The organism is Streptomyces sp. NPDC031497, from assembly GCF_055580905.1.
Map to the genome: position 1 here is coordinate 417926 of NZ_JBVIKO010000007.1, position 19122 is coordinate 437047.

The following is a 19122-nucleotide window of genomic DNA, read 5'->3' on the forward strand; positions in this document are numbered from 1 at the left end:
GTACTCTCCCTTGCCGTGGCGGACCGCATTGAGGCGGTCGTGAGCGAATCACGGAGTTGACGGGCGCGTGCCGAAGAGACTCCGGAAGGTTTCGCATTCGCATGTCCGTGTCCAGTACTGATCAGTTCGTCGTGCCCGAGAACAACGAGGACAACGAGCTGGTGACCCAGGTCTCCGAGGAGACCGCTGACACCACCGACACCACCACCGACACCCCCCAGATCACCTTCGCCGACCTCGGTCTCCCCGAGGGCGTCGTGCGCAAGCTCGCGCAGAACGGTGTGACCACCCCCTTCCCGATCCAGGCCGCGACCATCCCGGACGCCCTGCTCGGCAAGGACATCCTCGGCCGTGGCCGTACCGGCTCCGGCAAGACCCTCTCCTTCGGTCTGCCCACCCTGGCCACGCTGGCCGGCGGCCGTACCGAGAAGAAGCGGCCCCGCGCCGTCATCCTCACCCCGACCCGTGAGCTGGCCATGCAGGTCGCGGACGCCCTCCAGCCGTACGGCGACGTCCTCGGCCTGAAGATGAAGGTCGTCTGCGGCGGTACGTCCATGGGCAACCAGATCTACGCCCTGGAGCGCGGCGTCGACGTCCTCGTCGCCACCCCCGGCCGTCTCCGCGACATCATCAACCGCGGCGCCTGCTCCCTCGAGGACGTGCAGATCGCCGTCCTCGACGAGGCCGACCAGATGTCCGACCTGGGCTTCCTGCCCGAGGTCACGGAGCTGCTCGACCAGGTCCCGGCCGGCGGCCAGCGCATGCTGTTCTCGGCCACGATGGAGAACGAGATCTCCACGCTGGTCAAGCGCTACCTGACCGACCCGGTCACCCACGAGGTCGACAGCGCCCAGGGCAACGTCACCACGATGTCCCACCACATCCTCATCGTGAAGCCCAAGGACAAGGCGCCGGTCACCGCCGCGATCGCCTCCCGCAAGGGCCGCACGATCATCTTCGTCCGCACCCAGCTGGGCGCCGACCGGATCGCCGAGCAGCTGCGTGACGCCGGTGTGAAGGCCGACGCGCTGCACGGCGGCATGACCCAGGGCGCCCGCACCCGGACGCTGGCCGACTTCAAGGACGGGTACGTCAACGCGCTCGTCGCCACCGACGTCGCCGCCCGCGGCATCCACGTCGACGGCATCGACCTGGTCCTGAACGTCGACCCGGCCGGCGACCACAAGGACTACCTGCACCGCGCGGGCCGTACGGCGCGTGCCGGTCGTACCGGAACCGTCGTCTCCCTCTCCCTGCCGCACCAGCGCCGCCAGATCTTCCGGCTGATGGAGGACGCGGGCGTCGACGCCGGCCGTCACATCATCAACTCCGGTACGGCCTTCGAGCCCGAGGTCGCCGAGATCACCGGCGCCCGTTCGATGACCGAGGTCCAGGCCGAGTCCGCGGGCAACGCGGCGCAGCAGGCCGAGCGCGAGGTCACGCAGCTCACCAAGGAGCTGGAGCGGGCCACCCGCCGTGCGGCCGAGCTGCGCGAGGAGGCCGACCGTCTGGTCGCCCGTGCCGCCCGCGAGCGCGGCGAGGACCCGGAGACGGCGGTGGCCGAGGCCGCTGCCGTGGCCGAGGCCGCTGCCGAGGTGGCGGAGCAGCCGGCCGTCGAGGCGCCGGCCCGTCAGGAGTCCTCCTCGTACGAGCGTCCGCGTCAGCAGCGTGACGAGCGGGGCAACTACGAGCGCCGCGACCGTCGTGACGACCGTCCCTCGGGCGGCTTCCGCCGGGACGACCGTCGTGACGGTGACCGTGGTGGCCGCTCCTTCGAGCGTCGTGACGACCGTCCCTCGGGTGGTTTCCGCCGGGACGACCGTCGGGACGGCGGCGACCGTGGCGGCTTCCGCCGCGACGACCGTCCGTCGGGTGGCTTCCGCCGGGACGACCGTCGTGACGGTGACCGTGGTGGCCGTTCCTTCGAGCGTCGCGACGAGCGTCCCTCGGGTGGTTTCCGCCGGGACGACCGCCGGGACGACCGTCGTGACGGTGACCGTGGTGGCCGTTCCTTCGAGCGTCGTGACGACCGTCCCTCGGGTGGTTTCCGCCGGGACGACCGCCGTGACGGCGGCGACCGTGGCGGCTTCCGCCGCGACGACCGTCCGTCCGGCCACCGGGGCAGCGACCGTCCCTTCAACCGTGACCACCGAGACGACCGTCCGGGCTTCCGCAGCGGCGGCCACGACCGCCCCTACGGCCGCCGTGACGACCACCGCGGCACCGGCACCGGCACTGGCACCGGTTCCTTCGGCCGCCGCGACGACAAGCCGCGCTGGAAGCGCAACGGCTGACACCGAGTGACCTGAGGAAGGGCCCGTACGACGAACTGTCGTACGGGCCCTTCCCTATGACGCGTCCGGAATGGCTGAGCGCGAACCTGTCAAGCGGCTGTAAGATCAGCCCACTTGTGTGGCGGGTGAGCAGGCCGGGGGGCCGAGGGCGCTGGAGTGACCGGTGCCGAACCCGTCTCCGTTCCTGGGGAGGGACTCTTCGTGGTGCGTCATGCCCCTGCTCGCCTGCGCCTCATCGCCGCGACCGCCGTACTGGCGGCTGCCCTGAGCCCGCTGCTGCCGACCGCCTCGGCGACGGCCGACACCGCACAGGAGACGGTCGTACCGCCGACGTTGCGCGGCACGTACACGTCCGGGGCGCTCTACGGGAAGTCGACGTACGGTGGCCACGACGGCGCCGGTGACCAGGGCGTGTTCCACAGTCTGGAGGGCGCGGGGCTGGTCTGGACGCGCTACTCCACCGGCGTCTCGGTGCCGGTGGTCCACCCGTCCGGCTACACCAGCTACTCGACCGCCGGCGGCGACGTCCTCGCGTACAGGTACGCCGACGGCCGGGTCGACCTGTGGAACGCGGCCGACGGCACCACCCGGACGATCCACACCCCCGAGGGGCTCTCGCTGCTCACCGCCTACGCCGACCTGGCGGTCGCCTACCGGCAGGTGCCCGACGGGAACGGCACGGCGACCCGCGAGATGCATCTGCTGCTTCCGCAGGACGACGGCAGCACGCGTGACGTGCCGGTGACCGGGGTGCCCGACGGATACGTGCTCGGGCAGCCCAAGGGCGGCGACGCGGACGGGCTGCTCTTCCTCGCCGGACGGACCGGCGGCGGGTCGTACACCTCGGTCATGGTCGACCGGCACACGGGGCAGGTGCGGGCGTGGACCCCACCCACCGCCAAGGCCTACCTCAACGCGCAGGTCACCCCAGCCCATGTCGTCCTCTTCAACACGAACGACCCGACGGTCCAGGTGTACTCCCGCACCGACCTGTCCGCCGCCCCGGTCGCGGTGACGCTCGGCGGTAGCGGCATGCTGCCCGCGACGGGCCTCGCGGTCGTCGGCGACTGGCTGCTGACCCAGCCCGGTACGGCGGTGATCGCCGAGCCGATCGCCGGCGGTCCTTCGAGGACCCTGCTGCCCGCGTCGAACGGCGGTGTCGCCGCCGCCTCCGACGGCGGTGCCCTGGTGGTCGGCCGTACCGGCGCCGCCGCGGACGACTGGGGGGTCCAGCGCATCCAGCCCGGTCCGGGCGGCGAGCCGACGGTGACCCAGGTCAAGGCGCTGCCCAAGCCGCCGTACAAGATCCAGGGGCTGTCCCTGGACCAGGGGACGCTGGTCGTCGGCGACGCGAGTGTCCTCGAAGTCCGAGACGCCTTCGCCCGGACCGTCGCCGCGACCGGGACGCCGACGTTCGGGGCGCGCACCTCGCTCGACGGGATCACCACCCGGCTGGGTACCTGCGCGGAGACGGACCTCGGCTGCTCGCAGCTGTTCGGCATGCCGGGCGGGCGGGTCGCGTCGCTCCAGCGCGGTGCGAGCGGGTCGGACCGGATCACGGTCGCCGAACCCCGTCAGCACTGGGAGACCCAGGTCCCGGCCGGCGGACGGATCACCGACGCCTCCGGCACGTACCTGATCCACACGACGTCCGACCGGCAGTCCGTCTACGGGATCGTCGGCGGCAGCCTCACCCCGGTTCTCACCCGCACCCCCGGCCCCGCCGCCCTCTCCGGGGACACGCTGTGGACGCCGGGCGCGACCCCCGGCACCGTCACGGCGTACGACCTGACGCAGCGGAAGACGGTCGAGACCATCACCACCGATGCCGGCTGCGCGCCCACCGAACTCCAGGCGCTGGGCCGCTGGCTCTACTGGAACTGCGGGGACAGGGCCGGGGTGTACGACCGTACGGCGAAGAAGTCCGTGTCCGTCCCGGCCGACGAGGCCAAGCTCGGCGACGGGTATGTCGTCACGCACGACAAGGCGGCCGGGAAGCTGGTGTCGACGACCGTCGCCGACGGGGCCCCCGTCAGCCGGGTGATCGGCGACCTGCCCGACACCGGGGTCTCGCAGCGGGACGTGCGCTGGACGGTCGACGAGTCCGGCGCCAACGCGGCCTATGTGGACGCCAGGGAGCAGGTGCGTCTCGTACCGTCCGGGGTGCCCCAGCAGCCCCTGCGGCTGCTCTCGCCCGCTCGGAGCGCGACGACCGTCGCCCCGCGCACGGTCGACACGACGCCGGACACGCTGACGAGCGTGCTGTTGTCGAAGCCGGCGTCCGGCTGGAAGCTCACCGTGCGTTCCAAGGCGACCGGCGAGGTCGTCGACACGGCGGACGGCGGTGAGACGCGAGGCGCGCTGACGGTGGGCTGGTCCGCGATGGACCGGAAGGCGCCCGGGGATGTGCCGGTGGCGAACGGGGCGTACGAGTGGACGCTGTCCGTCACCCCCGCCGACGGCGCCGAGGCGCCGCTCCAGGCGACCGGCTCGGTGCGGGTCAAGATGGGGACTCCGGTGCAGCACGACCACGTGGGCGCCGATGGCTTCGGTGATCTGCTCACGCTCAACTCCTCGGGCACGATGACCTTCCAGAAGGGGACGGGCAAGGGCGGTTTCGCCGGGAAGGTCTCCGGGAACGGCTGGTCGACGAAAACGGTCGCCGTGCCGTTCGGTGACCTGAACGAGGAGCGCTGCAACGATGTACTGGTGCGCCTGCCCAGCGGTGCGCTGCGCGCCTACTTGCCCGACTGCGGCGCGGCACTCACCCCGTCGACGGGGTCCTGGAGCCTCGGCACGAGCGGCTGGAACCAGTACGACGTCCTCACCTCGCCCGGCGACCTGAACAAGGACGGCCGCCCCGACCTGATCGCCCGCAACTCCGCGACCGGCGCGGTGTACCTGTACAAGACGACGAGCACCGGCAAGCTCTCCGCCCGCGTGAAGCTGTACGACAACTGGAAGACGTACAAGAAGGTCGTCGGCGCCGGGGACCTGAACGGCGACGGGGTCGGGGACCTGCTGGCGCAGGACAAGGCGAACAACCTGTACCGGTACTACGGCACCGGCAAGGGCGGCTTCGGCGGCCGGGTGAAGATCGCCACCGGGTGGGGCGCGTCGTACAACGCGGTCGTGGGCGTCGGGGACATCACCGGGGACGGCAAGAACGACCTGGTCATGCGGGACACCGCGGGCAACCTGTACCGGCAGACCGGCACTGGCAAGGGGACGTTCGCGGCCCGGGTGAAGATCGGGACGGGCTGGCAGGGCTACAAGGGCCTCTTCTAGGCACCCTGTTTCCGAGGGGTTCCAGAGTGTTTTCAGCCATGCTGTGACGCATGTCACGCCCCCGGCGAGGGAATCGCTGGGGGCATGACAGATGACGCGATAGGCACAGCGACCTCCGACGAGGAGCGGCTGGCCCAGCTCGGCTACACCCAGGTCCTGGCCCGCCGTATGTCGGCCTTCTCGAACTACGCGGTCTCCTTCACGATCATCTCGGTCCTCTCCGGCTGTCTCACCCTCTACCTCTTCGGCATGATCACCGGCGGTCCCGCGGTGATCACCTGGGGCTGGGTGGCCGTGGGCCTGATGACCCTCTTCGTAGGCCTCTCCATGGCCGAGATCTGCTCCGCCTATCCCACCTCGGCGGGCCTCTACTTCTGGGCCCACCGCCTGGCCCCGCCCCGCAGCGCGGCCGCCTGGGCGTGGTTCACGGGCTGGTTCAACGTGCTCGGCCAGGTCGCGGTGACCGCGGGCATCGACTTCGGAGCCGCGTCCTTCCTGGGCGCGTACCTGAACCTGCAGTTCGACTTCAAGGTGACGCCGGGCCGCACGATCCTCCTCTTCGCCGCGATCCTGCTCCTGCACGGCCTGCTGAACACCTTCGGCGTCCGTATCGTCGCGCTGCTCAACAGCGTGAGCGTGTGGTGGCACGTCGTCGGTGTCGCGGTCATCGTCGGCGCGCTGACCTTCGTCCCCGACCACCACCAGTCGGCGTCCTTCGTCTTCACCGAGTTCGTGAACAGGACGGGCTGGAGCAGCGGCCCGTACGTCGTCCTGCTCGGCCTTCTGATGGCCCAGTACACCTTCACCGGGTACGACGCCTCGGCGCACATGACGGAGGAGACGCACGACGCGTCGACGGCGGGCCCGCGGGGCATCGTCCGTTCGATCTGGACGTCGTGGATCGCCGGCTTCGTCCTGCTCCTCGGCTTCACCTTCGCCATCCAGTCGTACGACAAGGAACTGGGGTCCCCGACGGGGGCACCGCCGGCCCAGATCCTGCTGGACGCGCTCGGCGCCACGACCGGCAAGCTCCTGCTCCTCGTCGTCATCGGCGCCCAACTCTTCTGCGGAATGGCCTCGGTGACGGCCAACAGCCGCATGATCTACGCGTTCTCCCGCGACGGCGCGCTCCCCTTCTCCCGCGTCTGGCACACGGTCAGCCCGCGCACCCGCACCCCCGTCGCGGCGGTCTGGCTCGCGGCCTTCGCCGCGCTCGCCCTGGGCCTCCCGTACCTGATCAACTACACGGCCTACGCCGCCGTGACGTCGATCGCGGTGATCGGGCTGTACGTGGCGTACGTGATCCCGACTCTGCTGCGGGTCAGGAAGGGCGCCGCGTTCGAACGCGGGCCGTGGCATCTGGGCCGCTGGTCCGGGGTGATCGGCGTGATCTCGGTGGCCTGGGTCGGCGTCATCACCGTCCTCTTCATGCTCCCGCAGGTCTCCCCGGTCACCTGGAAGTCCTTCAACTACGCCCCGGTGGCCGTCCTCGCGGTCCTCGGCTTCGCCGCGATCTGGTGGCAGGTCTCGGCCCGGCACTGGTTCCTCCACCCGGACAGAGCACGCCAGGAGGACACCGCCAAACTGGTCGATCTCTGACGCTCCGGGCCACTTCTGCCTCGCGACGCGGCCGCACCCCCGATACCCGATCGGCGACACGGCTCCGTCCGGCTATGCTCGGGGAGGCAACATCGCCTGGGCCGTTAGCTCAATTGGCAGAGCAGTGGACTTTTAATCCATTGGTTGTGGGTTCGAGTCCCACACGGCCTACGGGTGGTGGGCGGGGGATGTGACCCCTGACCTGCTGTGCAGCGCCTGAACCGACTTCGGTCGGGTCGGGCGCTGCTTCGTTTTCGGGGGCCTTGCGTGAGCGATGCGGCGACGTGGCGCAGGTCCCGCAGGGTGATGGACGACTCTCGGGGGGGGGGGGGGGGGGAGGAGGAGGGAGGAGCCGTCCTCCTCGGTGCGCCATTCCGAGGGGTTTTCGATTCACGGTCGTGGATACACCTGTCGCGGGACGCCCGTCTCGGCTGCAGGCTCGGGTGGCGGCGGAGTGGATGACCGTCCCGCATAGGAGTCCAAGCGGCCAGGGGGATTCTTGACGCGGAGGCGGACATTGCGGGGGCTGGTGCGGGGGCGGAGCTCACCCGGTCCACAGCCGGTGCGGTCCCGACGTAACAAGGCCGGGACGGCGCTCTTCCTCGTGCTGATGGTCGACTCGGTGGTGAACGGACTGTTCGTCCCGCTGTCCATGCTCTATCTGTCGGCGAGCTCGGGCGCCTCGCTGGTGCGGGTGGGGACGCTGCTGAGCGCGGCCGGCCTGCTGTCCCTTCCCCTGCCGCTGTGGATCGGCGGTCTTGTCGACCGGCTCGGACCCAAGCCGGTCGTGTTCGTGGCGCAGCTCCTCCAGGCGGTCGGTTTCCTGGGGTATCTCATGGTCCGCGACGGCGGTGGGATCCTCCTGGCTGCGACCGTCGCGTCACTGGGGCAGCGGGCCTTCTGGTCCTCGGCCTTCACTCTCGTCAGCAATCTGTCCGACCGTGATCCCGGTGGGCACTCCCGCGAGCGGTGGTTCGGAATCATCGGCTCGCTGCGCGCGGCGGGCTACGGAGTGGGCGCCATGGTCGCGGGCGTCGCTCTCTCGGTGAAGTCGGGCACGGTGTATCGCGGGGCGATCGGCGCCTGCGCCTGCCTGCTGCTGGTGGCTGCCGTGTTGCTCGAGTGGGGAGTTCCGCGGAGCGCTGCTCTGCCTGTCCGAGCAGGTGGTGTGGAGCCGGGGGACGCGGAGCCGAGCAACCGCGGCTACCGGACGCTGTGGGCCGATCGTCCTTACCTGGCGCTCGTGGGGCTGAACACGGCGTTCGCGCTGTGCAACGTCATGCTCAGTATCGCCTTCCCACCCTTCATCGACCGTCGACTACCCGCCGTGACCTGGGCGGTTGGTCCGCTGCTGGCGATGAACACGGTGGTCCAGGCCGTGCTCCAAACACCGGTCGTCCGCCTGATCCGACCGCTGCCCAGGCACACGTCGCTGTGCCTGGCCGGAGCTCTCTGGGCTTCGTGGGCGTGCCTGACGGCCGCACCGCTCTCGTTGCCGCGGGCTTGGTGGGTCCCCTGTCTCACCGTGGCCGTGCTCTGCTACTCGGCGGCTCAGCTCGTGCACTCTCCCGTGTCGAACGCGCTGTCCGCCGATGCCGCGCCCGCTGACATCCGCGGGCGTTACATCGCGGTGTTCCAGTACTCCTTCGCGATCGCCACGGTCGTTGCCCCGCTGCTGTTCTCGCTCCTGTTCGCTGTGTCGAGCGCGGCTCCGTGGGTCACCCTGGCGGTGCTCGCTCTGGTGACGGTTCCCGGCATGCTGGCACTTGCTCCGCGTCTGCCGAAGTCCGCGCCGGCGACAGGCGGAGCCGAGCGGAGCACCACCTGACGGAGCATCTGGTCCTGTGGCGGGCGTTTGGCCCCGGGGCAGGTTCCGGCGCAAGTTCAGAGTGGCTTCGCCGGTGAGGCGGCAGCGATCCGTCGTACACCTTCGAGTGCGGGTGCCCGAGTCCGCCCGCGGAGCAACTGCTGCTTCCGCTGTGCGGTCGTGGCGCGGTCGTGAACATCCTTGTCGGGCAGTGCTGTTGGCCGATGGGAATACCAGGAAGGTAGGTTGAGCAGATGTCCGCTGTGCCCGTGATTCTGTTGCTGTCGGGGAGTCTGCGCGCCGGTTCCACCAATGAGGCCGTGCTGCGCACCGCGCAGGTCGTGGCGCAGTCGGTGCAGGCGCGTGCCGTCATGTACGACGGTCTGGCGGAGCTTCCGCACTTCAACCCGGACGACGACACCGACCCGTTGCCGCCCCCTGTGGCGCGGCTGCGGGCGGCGATCGAGGGGGCGCACGGAATCCTGATCTGCACCCCGGAGTACGCCGGAACCCTGCCGGGTTCGTTCAAGAACCTGCTGGACTGGACGGTCGGTGGTACCGAGATCTGCGACAAGCCGGTGGCCTGGGTCAACGCGGCGGCGCCCTCCCGCGGCCAGGGCGCGGAGGCCACGCTACGAGCGGTTCTGGGCTACACCGGCGCCGACATCGTGGAGTCGGCCTGCGTGAAGGCCCCGGTGGACCGGCGGACGGTCGGCGCGGACGGCCTCATCGACGACGCGGAGGTCCGCCGTCAACTCGGCGACGTGTTGAACCTGTTGGCGGCGGCCGGCGAACAGGCCGCAGTGGCAGACCTGGCGTGACTCCTGGTCCTGGTCAGGTGGCTTCCGGCTCGTCCTCGTCAGGTGTGTGTTCGCACCTGTTGCGATTCTTTGCCTGAACCATCGGTCCGCCGGCATATCGAGGAAGGACCACGCCGGGCCGCACACGCTGAACCTGTGGCGTCAACAGCTCGGAAAAGTACCCGCGTCGGTCTGGCAGGACCCGGACCTCCAGGTGCTGATTGCTGATCCTCGTGGACAACGGGCTTACCGACCTCCCGCCCGAGATCGGACGACTGCACCGGCTGGCGACCCTGGTAATCCATTGGTTGTGGGGTCGAGTCCCACCCGGCCTACGGGTGGTGGGCGGGGGATGTGATCCCTGACCTGCTGTGCAGCGCCTGAGTCGGCTTCGGTCGGGTCGGGCGCTGTTTCGTTTTCGGGTTCGTGTGCGCGGGTGTGTCCGCGGCTGCGGATGGCGGCGGTCGGACGGAACCCGGGGACGGGTTTCGCCCTCTTCCAGGTCGGCTGCCTCGCGGAGTCGGAGGTCGCGGGCGCGCCCATGAGGTGAAGAACGCGTGCAGGCGGCGGGATGGATATATCCGGATGTGACGCGTACACGTCAAATGTATAGTCCCTCCATGATCAACAACCCCCCTCCACTCGGCCTCCACAGATCCGGTACGCGTCAACAGCGGCATCGTGCGGCGCACCTCGGCGTCCGCGGCCGACGAAATACCGGTGCCTGATGTCAACTGCCCTTCATCCGGAAGAGTCGGGCGCCACGACCACCGGCAAGTCGCCGCGTGCCGTGCGACGGTGGGACTGGCCGTCGCTGGTGGTCTGCGCCGTGTCCGCACTCGTGGTGGGTCTGCTGTCGCCCGCCGACAGCACGCAGGAGGCATGGGGCCTGGCCGCCGCACTCGGTTACGGCTGTGCCGCCCTGATCGCGGCGAGGTCGTCCGCGCCGTGGGCACCGGCCCCCGCCGTGGTCGCGGTCGTCGGTGCGCTCGTCGTACCCCTGCTGTACCTGACGGTGAACAGCAAGCAGCAGATGGAGGTCGGCGTCGTGCAACGGGCGGCCGACCTGCTGTTCGCCTCCGGAAGCCCGTACCACTCCACACCGCACGTGGTGCGGGACTTCAATCCCTACCTGCCCGGCATGGCGCTCCTCGGCATACCGCACATGCTGTTCGGAGACACGCCTTTCACCAGCGCCCGGTTGTGGTTCCTCGTCGGTTTCCTGGCGGCCGTGGCGGGCGCGATACGGGTGCTGACCAACGGCCGCGCCGCGGACGCCGGCCCGGCAGGCACCGCGCGCGGGGTCACCGGCGGGACGGGCGTGTTGTGGCTGATCGCCTGTCCCGTCGTCGCGCTACCGCTCACCATCGGTGGTGTGGACCCGCCGGTCGTCGGACTGATCTGCCTGGCCCTGGCCTTCACCCAGCGAGGCGATGCCGGACGGGCCGGGCTGGCCCTGGGCGCGGCGGCCGCGCTGAAGTGGACCGCCTGGCCGGCCATTCCGGTGCTCCTCGTCGTGCTGGCGGTGCGCGGCGGGCGGCGGGCCGCGCTCAAGTGCGCGGCGGGAGCCGTGGGCATCGCGCTGTTCACCGTCCTGCCCGTGGCCCTCGCGAACAGCGATGCCTTCTACCGCAACGTCGTCCTCTACCCGTTGGGATTCGGCCCCGTCGCGTCGTCCGCGCAGAGCCCGTTGCTGGGGCATCTGATCGCTGTCCTGGTCCCGCACGGCGAGGCGGTCGCGGTGGCATTCATCGCGCTGAGCGCCGCGGGTGTGGGCCTCTCGCTCCTGATCCGCCCGCCGCGAAGCGCCGTGGCCGGCGCCGACCGGCTGGCACTCGGCCTGGCCCTGGCGATAGTGCTCTCCCCGGCGACCCGTATCGGCTACGCCATCTATCCGGTCGTCCTGCTGACCTGGCCCCGCTTCGCCGCCGCTCTGTCGGCGGGCGTGTCCGACGGGCAGCCGCAGGGGCCGGACCGAGCGGCCGACCGGCGGGTCCGGCCCGCCCGGTCAATCAGAAGCTGAAGAAGGTCCAGCACCGCAACCGGGGCGGAACGCTGCCCTCCGTGCAACGCCGCTGTTCCAGCCGGAAGGCTCGGCCGTGGTGCCGTCCCAGGCCGCCCCGGCTGCCTCGGCTGCCCCGGCCGACCCCGCCGCCGGTCGCCGTCGGTCCGCGGTACCGGCGACGGCCCGGGCCGCAGCGGGGCAACGCCGCGGCCCTACGGCGTTGCCCCGACGCAGCCGCAACCCTGTTTAGTTTCAGGCGATACCGTATCGATTGAAGTAGTCTGACCTCATGGCCGCCGACGTTCCTGCCCGAACCACCGCCTCTCGTGCGACGGACCGCCCCGGGGACACCTCGCCCTTCGCTCTCGGCCTGCTGCTGCGCCGGGCGCACTGGCACGCGGCCGCGGTGATGGGAGAGGCGCTTCGGCCGTTCGGTATCGAGCTGCGGCACTTCGCGGTGCTGATCGTGCTCGTCAATCGCGGGCCCACGGTGCAGCGGGACCTGGCGGCGGCGACAGGTTCGGACAAGGCCGGCATCATGCGGGTCGTGGATGACCTGGAGCGGAAGGGTCTGGCCGTACGCAACGCCGTTCCGGGGGACCGGCGGGTCCGGGAGGTGGAGATCACGCCTCAGGGGCTGGAGCTCTTCGACGCCGCCCACGTGGCGGCGGAGCCGCTATCCGAACGCCTTGCCGCCGAACTGGGTTCCGGCGAGGCCGAGCAGCTCAGGGACCTGCTGACCCGGCTTGCCCATCCCGCGGCCGACAAGGGATAGGCCCTCCCGCGCTCCTGCCCGGCCCTCCCGTGCCGCGCGCTCCCGTTGTCGGCGCTCCCGTGCCCGGCGCTCCCGTTGTCGGCCGTCGTGTCGGCGCCGGGATCGCCGTGTGGCGTCCTCGGGTCGGGTGAGGTGTCACACGGCGGCGATCAGGCGTCGGCGGTGATGTGCGGGACGGGGTCGGTGGCGAGGTCGCGGTAGATCACCGTGCCCTCCGGGTGCTGCTCCTCCCATGTCCTGCGGAAGGCGGCCGTGACGGAACGGGACGAGGACGCCTCGCCCGGGAAGACGGACGAGTCGATGTGTAGCAGCGTGGCCATGGACGTTCTCCGAGATGCGGGGCCCGAGGCGGGGAACCGGGGGCCGAGGATCAGGCATGGGAGATGGTTTCAAGCGAGATGGTATCGAGTGATACCATCTTGGTGAAGTGAAGGCCAGACCTGTTGAGTGATGGAGACGGGCGATGGACGTCTACGAGGCGGTCACGAGCCGGCGGGCGGTGCGCGGGTTCACCGACCGCCCTGTCCCGAGGGGCATGCTGGAGCGTGTGCTGTCCGCCGCGGCCTGGGCGCCGTCGGGATCGAACATCCAGCCATGGCACGCGTACGTGGTGACCGGCGCGCCACTGGAGGAGATCAAGAAGCGCGCCGGCGCCCGCCTGGCCTCGGGCGACCCCTGGGACGAGCCCGAGTACCAGCAGTACCCGCCCGTACTGAAGTCCCCCTACCGCGAGCGCCGGTCCGCCTTCGGTGAGCAGCGCTACGGCGCACTCGGTATCCCGCGCGAGGACCTGGAGGCCCGTCAGCGGGCCGCTTCCTCGAACTGGCGGTGTTTCGGCGCGCCCGCGGCCCTGTTCTGCTACCTCGACCGCGGCCTGGGCCGCCCCCAGTGGTCCGACACCGGCATGTACCTGCAGACCGTCATGCTGCTGTTGCGCGCCGAAGGGCTGCACAGCTGTCCGCAGATGGCCTGGGCGAAGTTCCACCGGACCGTCGCGGAGGTCCTGTCGCCCCCGGACGAACTCGTCCTCTTCTGCGGCATGTCGATCGGGTACGAGGACGTCACGGTGGATCACGCCCGTACGGGCCGGGCGCCGCTCGGCGAGACGGTCACGTTCATCGACGGCCTCTGACGCCGCACCCACCTCCATGGACGGCGAGGGGGCGGTTTCTTGCCCCGCCCACGTAACCGTTCGGATGGCATATTTCCGTACATGACCCCCGGGACCCCTGCGAAAGGCACGCCATGAAGATCGCAGTCATCGGCGGTACCGGACTGATCGGATCGCAGGTCGTCAAGGACCTGACGGCCGCCGGGCACGAGGCCGTACCGCACTCGAAGTCCACCGGCGTCGACGTCATCGGCGGCCAGGGACTGGACGAGGCGCTGGCGGGAGCCGACGTCGTCGTCAACCTGACGAACTCCCCGACCTTCGACGAGGCCTCCCCGGCCTTCTTCCAGACCTCGATGGACAACCTCCTGGCCGCGGCCCACAGGGGCGGCGTCGGCCACTTCGTCATCCTCTCGATCGTCGGCGTGGACCAGGTGCCGGAGATGGACTACTACCGGGCCAAGACGCTCCAGGAGCACCTCCTCGCGGACGGGCCGATCCCCTACTCGATCGTCCGGGCGACGCAGTTCATGGAGTTCATGGACGCCGTCATGTCCTGGACCTCCGACGCCGACACCGTCCGGCTGCCGGCCACGCCCATCCAGCCCATCGCCGCCGGGGACGTGGCCGCGGCGGTCGCCGAGGTCGCCGCGGGCCCCCCGCTCAACGGCATCCGCAATATCGCCGGCCCCGACATCTTCACCCTGGACGAGCTGGGCCGGCTCACCCTGTCCCACCAGGGTGACAACCGCACCGTCGTCATCGACCCCACCGCCGGCATGTTCGCGGCGGTCAAGGGCGACGTCCTCACCGACAAGGACGCCCACCTCGCCCCCACCCACTACACCGACTGGCTCTCCTGATCCGCTCACGTGCGCCGGGGTCCTCGTGGCAGAGGCCGTCGGGAACGCGCGCCGACCGGCCGGCCGCCCACGGGGGCTCCTGTCGCCGGATGCCGCCGAACTCCCGTTCCGGATGCCACTGCGCTCTCGTCGCCCGGCGCATCCGGCGCGGCTGTGCCGGGTCCCGCCCGGGATTCCACCCGGAGTCCCTGCCCGCATCCCCCGCCCGGTTCCTCAGCCCGCGTTGAGTTCCGTCAGCTCGCCGAGCGGGAGTGTGTGCTGGGTGTGCAGGACCTTCGCGCGCAGGTAGCGGACGTTGTGCGCGGTGCGGAAGACGCCGGTCGGTACGCGGTCGCGGACGGTGACGCCGAGGTCGCGCAGTTGCTCGGCCTTGTCGGGGTTGTTGGAGAGCAGGTCGAGCTCGGTGACGCCGAGAGCGGTCAGCATCTGGGCGGCGGCGGTGTAGTCGCGGCCGTCCTCGGGGAGGCCGAGCGCGGCGTTCGCCTCGTAGGTGTCGAGGCCCTGGTCCTGGAGGGCGTAGGCGTCGAGCTTGTTGTAGAGGCCGATGCCGCGCCCCTCCTGGCGCAGGTAGAGCAGGATGCCACCGCGCTCCGCGATGCGCTCGACGGCCTCGCGCAGCTGGGGTCCGCAGTCGCAGCGGGCCGAGCCGAAGACGTCGCCGGTCAGGCACTCGGAGTGCAGCCGGACCAGCGGGAGCGCGCCGGGGGCGGGGTCGCCGAGAACGACGGCCACATGTTCCTGGCCGTCGGTGAGGCCATGGAAAGTGACGAGTTCGGCGTTGACGCTGTAGCCGTCGGTGAAGCGCAGCGGAACCCGGACGCGGGCGCGCTGGGTGGCGGCGGGGAAGTCTGGCATCGGGTTCTCCTGTGTCCGGGTGGAGGACGGTAGCGGCCTCTGCTTCAGATTTGAAGCAGATCCACGGCTGGAACCCTATCCATGTTTTAAATTTGAAGCAACAGGATTTCGCGGGAATATCCACGAGGTGTCACGGCGGGCCGAGGCCTTACGAAGGACCGGAACAGGGCGACGACCGCCGCCGCCAGGGAACCTCGTCGGAGGTCGGCCGCGGGGTCGTCGCGTCACCCTCCAGCGCCCGCGCGATCACCGAGCTGATCTCCTCCAGCTGGGTCACCTGCTCGGCGGAGAGATGGTCGAACACCGCCGCCCGTACCGTCTCCACATGCCCCGGCGCGGCACGCTCCAGCACCGCCAGGCCCTCCTCGGTCAGCAGCGCGAAGCTGCTGCGCCTGTCCCACTGGCAGTCCTCGCGCCGGATCAGCCCGTCCTTCTCCAGCCGGGTCACCGCGTACGTCAGCCGGCTCCGGGTGATCTTCGATTTCTCGGCGAGGTCGGTCATGCGCAGCTTGTGCTCCGGCGCCTCGGAGAGACTGACGAGGATGCCGTAGTACAGATGCGGCATGCCGGCGTCCTGCTGGAGCTGCCGGTCCATCGCGTCGTCCAGGAGGTGCGTCGCCGAGATGTAGGCGCGCCAGGCGCTCTGCTCCTTCGGCGTCAGCCAGCGAGTCGTCATGCCGCCAGTGTAGGTTTGTTTCAAAGTTTAACCAAGCCTGCCCGTCGCCCCCGGGAGTGAGCGCGTCCGATGCCGTACCCCTACGTCCTGCTGTCCGCCGCCGTCTCCCTCGACGGCTACCTCGACGACACCGGCCCCGAACGGCTGCTGCTCTCGTCCCCGGCCGACTTCGACCGCGTCGACGAGGTACGGGCCGGTGTCGACGCGATCCTGATCGGCGCCGGCACCATCCGCGCGGACAACCCGCGGCTCCTGGTCAACGACACCGGGCGGCGCGCGGCCCGGGTCGCCGCGGGCAGGCCCGAGTACCCCCTCAAGGTCACGGTCACCGCGACCGGAGACCTCGACCCGGACGCGAAGTTCTGGCACACCGGCGGCGAGAAGGTCGTGTACACGACGGAGACGGGCGCGGCGCGGATCCGCGGCCTCGGTGTCGCCGCGGACGTCGTCTCCCTCGGCGCCGACCTCGACTGGCCCGCGCTGCTGACGGACCTGCGCGAGACGCGGGCGGTCGGCCGGCTGATGGTCGAGGGCGGCGGCACCGTCCACACCCAGCTCCTCCAGCAGGGCCTGGCCGACGAACTCCAGCTGGTCCTGGCCCCGCTCTTCGTCGGCGACCCGAAGGCGCCGCGCCTGTTCGGTCCGGGCGGGTACCAGGCCGGGCGGCTGCGGCTGCTGGAGAGCCGCCGTATCGAGGACGTCGTCCTGATGCGGTACGAGCCCACCGCGCCCGGCGCGGGTGCGTCGGCGTCCGCCGCGGACCGGCACTGGCTGCGGCTCGCCTGCGAGCTGGCGGCGGACTGCCCGCCCTCCCGGACCGCGTTCAGCGTCGGCGCGGTGGTGGTCGCGGCCGACGGCACCGAACTGGCCCGCGGCCACTCCCGGGAGGCCGGCGACCCCGTCGTCCATGCGGAGGAGGCGGCCCTGGCCAAGATCCCCCCGGCCGACCCCCGGCTGGCCACGGCCACCGTCTACACCAGCCTCGAACCCTGCACCCACCGCGCGTCCCGGCCGCACCCGTGCGCCGAGCTGATCCTCCGGGCCGGGGTACGGCGGGTGGTCACGGCGTGGCGCGAGCCGGACACCTTCGTCGAGGCGGCCGACGGGACGGGGATGCTGCGGGAGACGGGGGTGGCGGTGCTGGTGCTGGACCAGTACGAGGACCTGGCGAAGACCCCGAACGCGCACCTGCTGGGCTGACCTCTCTTAACCCGTGTGACTCTCCCCCTTCGGATGGCGTATGCTGGTGTCAACGACGCGGGGTGGAGCAGCTCGGTAGCTCGCTGGGCTCATAACCCAGAGGTCGCAGGTTCAAATCCTGTCCCCGCTACTGAAGAATCAGGGCCGGAATCCAAGAACGAGGATTCCGGCCCTGAGTCGTATACCGGGTTCCATACCGGCACGTGTCCCTCGTCACATCCGTCCGCACTCATCCGCCCGGCCCACACCACTCGCCGCCGCTCGCTCGCAACCGCAAACCTGGACGGACACGCATTGGACACCTGGGACATATGGGGAGTCGTACCGTGGCCCCTGGAGAGGCGCAGGAGGACGGGTCCGCAGCGGTCCGCACCCTGGCCTGCTTCCTGCCGGCCCTGCTGATCGTCGCCGGGGTCTGCTACGACGTCCTCACCCCGAGGGCCTTCACGGCCGTCCCGTTCTTCACGGCAGCCCCGCTGATCGCCGCGCCCCTCACCTCGCTGCGCACCACCGTCCTGACCGGCCTCGCGTCCTTCCTCGCCGCCTTCGCCGTGCACGCCCGCTTCGACTTCGGCCCGAACGTCGACATGGTTACCGAGGTCCTCACCGTGGTCACCGTCGCCGCCCTCGCGGCCGGCATCAACCGGGTCGTGCGCCTCGGTGACCAGCGTCTGGCCTCCGCCCGCGAGATCGCCGAGGCCGCCCAGCGGGCGGTCCTGCCCGAGCCCGACGAGCGGATCGGCGGCTTCGAGATCGCGGCCCGCTACGAGGCGGCCCAGGAGGGCGCCTTCATCGGCGGTGACCTGTACGCGGTCCAGGACACCCCGTACGGCGTGCGGCTGGTCGTCGGCGACGTCCGCGGCAAGGGTATGGGCGCGGTCGCCGCCGTCGCCGTGGTCATCGGCGCGTTCCGGGAGGCCGCCGAGCAAGAGGCAACGCTGGAGGCGGTGGCGGGGCGGCTGGAGCGGGCGCTGGCCCGCGAGGGCGTCCGGCGCGGCGGCCTCGACGCGGTCGAGGGGTTCACCACCGCCGTACTCGCCGAACTCCCGCGCGGTGACGGCACGGTCCGGGTCGTCAACCGCGGCCATCCGCCGCCCCTGCTGCTGCACGGCGACGGCACGGTGTGCCCGGTACGGGGGCCCGAGGCCGCACTGCCGCTCGGGATGGCCGAGTTGGGGGCCTGGCCGGACCGGGCCGCCGAGCACGCGTTCCCGAGCGGGGCCACGCTGCTGCTGTACACCGACGGCCTCTCCGAGGCGCGGGACGCACACGGCCGGTTCTACGACCCCGAGCGGCGGCTGGCCGGCCGTGCCGTCACCGCCCCCGGTGCGCTGCTGGCCCGGCTCGCGGCCGAGGTGCGCAGGCACACCGGCGGCGGCATGACGGACGACATGGCGCTGCTCGCCGTACGACGGCCCTGAGCGCGATCACGCGGCCGTTCTGGGGATTGTCACCCTCGGTGCACGGACGAGCGCCCTCCGCATAACAGCTGAGTCACCATCAAAACGCGTGTGACTCCTGAGCTGGACAGAACACAGAGTCAAGTCGACCGTTTTTGACCGTTCAGGCAGGTAAGTCCATGCTTTGAAAGCTTAATGATCAAGGCGAACAGCTTGGAATCTGACAGCCGGGTCTATTAACGTTCGATAACGCAGCGCGGTCGTCCCAGCCGTCACCCGCGACGGCTCCGCGCGCACGCGCCGAATCCCGCAAGGGAACCGGGGAACCACCACCTTGGGGTGAATCGCACAACTACCGCCGGGTACGAAACGGCCGGTATACGCGCGTAGGAGACCTTCCCGCTCCGAACCCGTCAGCTAACCCGGTAGGCAGCGGAAGGAAAGGAGTG

Annotated in this window: 13 protein-coding genes, 2 tRNA genes, 1 pseudogene and 1 riboswitch; of the genes and pseudogenes, 13 read left to right on the plus strand and 3 right to left on the minus strand. The window is 70.7% G+C overall.

Annotated features, from left to right (window positions below; genetic code table 11):
• Positions 1–101 precede the first annotated feature (101 nt).
• From ACZ5K7_RS17925 to ACZ5K7_RS17960, 8 genes are all read left to right on the plus strand, one after another.
• A complete protein-coding gene (locus ACZ5K7_RS17925; protein WP_468914459.1) occupies positions 102–2294 on the plus strand; it encodes a DEAD/DEAH box helicase in 2193 nt (730 codons plus the stop codon).
• Positions 2295–2495: 201 nt separating this feature from the next.
• Positions 2496–5582: an FG-GAP repeat domain-containing protein gene (locus tag ACZ5K7_RS17930; RefSeq protein ID WP_468914461.1), complete on the plus strand. Its 3087-nt coding sequence runs from the start codon at positions 2496–2498 to the stop codon at positions 5580–5582.
• Positions 5583–5666: 84 nt separating this feature from the next.
• Positions 5667–7181, plus strand: a complete 1515-nt coding sequence (locus ACZ5K7_RS17935) for an amino acid permease (RefSeq protein ID WP_468914463.1) — start codon at positions 5667–5669, stop codon at positions 7179–7181.
• A gap of 98 nt (positions 7182–7279) precedes the next feature.
• A tRNA-Lys gene (locus ACZ5K7_RS17940) sits at positions 7280–7352 on the plus strand.
• 433 nt (positions 7353–7785) lie between these two features.
• Positions 7786–9009, plus strand: a complete 1224-nt coding sequence (locus ACZ5K7_RS17945; protein ID WP_468914465.1) for an MFS transporter — start codon at positions 7786–7788, stop codon at positions 9007–9009.
• Positions 9010–9242: 233 nt separating this feature from the next.
• On the plus strand, positions 9243–9809 hold the full coding sequence (locus tag ACZ5K7_RS17950; RefSeq protein ID WP_351713550.1) for an NADPH-dependent FMN reductase: 567 nt from the start codon (positions 9243–9245) through the stop codon (positions 9807–9809).
• A gap of 706 nt (positions 9810–10515) precedes the next feature.
• Positions 10516–11811, plus strand: coding sequence for a glycosyltransferase 87 family protein (locus tag ACZ5K7_RS17955; RefSeq protein ID WP_468914467.1), 1296 nt, complete (start codon positions 10516–10518; stop codon positions 11809–11811).
• A gap of 271 nt (positions 11812–12082) precedes the next feature.
• Entirely contained in the window at positions 12083–12568 is a 486-nt protein-coding gene (locus ACZ5K7_RS17960; RefSeq protein WP_468914469.1) for a MarR family winged helix-turn-helix transcriptional regulator, read from the plus strand.
• Positions 12569–12720: 152 nt separating this feature from the next.
• Here ACZ5K7_RS17960 and ACZ5K7_RS17965 read toward each other — a convergent pair.
• Positions 12721–12888, minus strand: a pseudogene (locus ACZ5K7_RS17965) (NAD(P)H-dependent oxidoreductase); the annotation flags it as partial.
• A gap of 143 nt (positions 12889–13031) precedes the next feature.
• Between ACZ5K7_RS17965 and ACZ5K7_RS17970 the strand changes: the two are divergent.
• The gene (locus tag ACZ5K7_RS17970) at positions 13032–13700 is read left to right on the plus strand and encodes a nitroreductase (protein ID WP_468914471.1); all 669 of its coding nucleotides are present in this window, start codon (positions 13032–13034) and stop codon (positions 13698–13700) included.
• Positions 13701–13813: 113 nt separating this feature from the next.
• The gene (locus ACZ5K7_RS17975; RefSeq protein ID WP_468914473.1) at positions 13814–14542 is read left to right on the plus strand and encodes an SDR family oxidoreductase; all 729 of its coding nucleotides are present in this window, start codon (positions 13814–13816) and stop codon (positions 14540–14542) included.
• A 213-nt stretch (positions 14543–14755) separates the two neighbouring features.
• Here ACZ5K7_RS17975 and ACZ5K7_RS17980 read toward each other — a convergent pair whose 3' ends face one another.
• Both ACZ5K7_RS17980 and ACZ5K7_RS17985 read right to left on the minus strand, forming a co-directional pair.
• Positions 14756–15397, minus strand: a complete 642-nt coding sequence (locus tag ACZ5K7_RS17980; RefSeq protein ID WP_351713560.1) for a GTP cyclohydrolase II — start codon at positions 15395–15397, stop codon at positions 14756–14758.
• 148 nt (positions 15398–15545) lie between these two features.
• Positions 15546–16073 carry a MarR family winged helix-turn-helix transcriptional regulator gene (locus tag ACZ5K7_RS17985; protein ID WP_351713562.1) on the minus strand — a complete coding sequence of 176 codons (528 nt, stop codon included), beginning with the start codon at positions 16071–16073 and terminating at the stop codon, positions 15546–15548.
• Positions 16074–16142: 69 nt separating this feature from the next.
• Between ACZ5K7_RS17985 and ACZ5K7_RS17990 the strand changes: the two genes are divergently transcribed.
• From ACZ5K7_RS17990 to ACZ5K7_RS18000, 3 genes are all read left to right on the plus strand, one after another.
• Entirely contained in the window at positions 16143–17273 is a 1131-nt protein-coding gene (locus ACZ5K7_RS17990; RefSeq protein WP_468914476.1) for a dihydrofolate reductase family protein, read from the plus strand.
• Positions 17274–17329: 56 nt separating this feature from the next.
• Positions 17330–17403: transfer RNA gene (locus tag ACZ5K7_RS17995), tRNA-Met, on the plus strand.
• A 181-nt stretch (positions 17404–17584) separates the two neighbouring features.
• Positions 17585–18694: a PP2C family protein-serine/threonine phosphatase gene (locus ACZ5K7_RS18000; protein WP_468914477.1), complete on the plus strand. Its 1110-nt coding sequence runs from the start codon at positions 17585–17587 to the stop codon at positions 18692–18694.
• Positions 18695–18961: 267 nt separating this feature from the next.
• Positions 18962–19120: riboswitch (cyclic di-AMP (ydaO/yuaA leader) on the plus strand.
• The last annotated feature ends 2 nt before the right edge of the window (positions 19121–19122 follow it).

Coding starts and splice junctions, on each gene's coding strand:
- ACZ5K7_RS17925 (WP_468914459.1), top strand. CDS start 102: ATGTCCGTGTCCAGTACTGATCAGTTCGTCGTGCCCGAGAACAACGAG.
- ACZ5K7_RS17935 (WP_468914463.1), top strand. CDS start 5,667: ATGACAGATGACGCGATAGGCACAGCGACCTCCGACGAGGAGCGGCTG.
- ACZ5K7_RS17950 (WP_351713550.1), top strand. CDS start 9,243: ATGTCCGCTGTGCCCGTGATTCTGTTGCTGTCGGGGAGTCTGCGCGCC.
- ACZ5K7_RS17955 (WP_468914467.1), top strand. CDS start 10,516: ATGTCAACTGCCCTTCATCCGGAAGAGTCGGGCGCCACGACCACCGGC.
- ACZ5K7_RS17960 (WP_468914469.1), top strand. CDS start 12,083: ATGGCCGCCGACGTTCCTGCCCGAACCACCGCCTCTCGTGCGACGGAC.
- ACZ5K7_RS17970 (WP_468914471.1), top strand. CDS start 13,032: ATGGACGTCTACGAGGCGGTCACGAGCCGGCGGGCGGTGCGCGGGTTC.
- ACZ5K7_RS17975 (WP_468914473.1), top strand. CDS start 13,814: ATGAAGATCGCAGTCATCGGCGGTACCGGACTGATCGGATCGCAGGTC.
- ACZ5K7_RS17980 (WP_351713560.1), bottom strand. CDS start 15,397: ATGCCAGACTTCCCCGCCGCCACCCAGCGCGCCCGCGTCCGGGTTCCG.
- ACZ5K7_RS17985 (WP_351713562.1), bottom strand. CDS start 16,073: ATGACGACTCGCTGGCTGACGCCGAAGGAGCAGAGCGCCTGGCGCGCC.
- ACZ5K7_RS17990 (WP_468914476.1), top strand. CDS start 16,143: ATGCCGTACCCCTACGTCCTGCTGTCCGCCGCCGTCTCCCTCGACGGC.
- ACZ5K7_RS18000 (WP_468914477.1), top strand. CDS start 17,585: ATGGGGAGTCGTACCGTGGCCCCTGGAGAGGCGCAGGAGGACGGGTCC.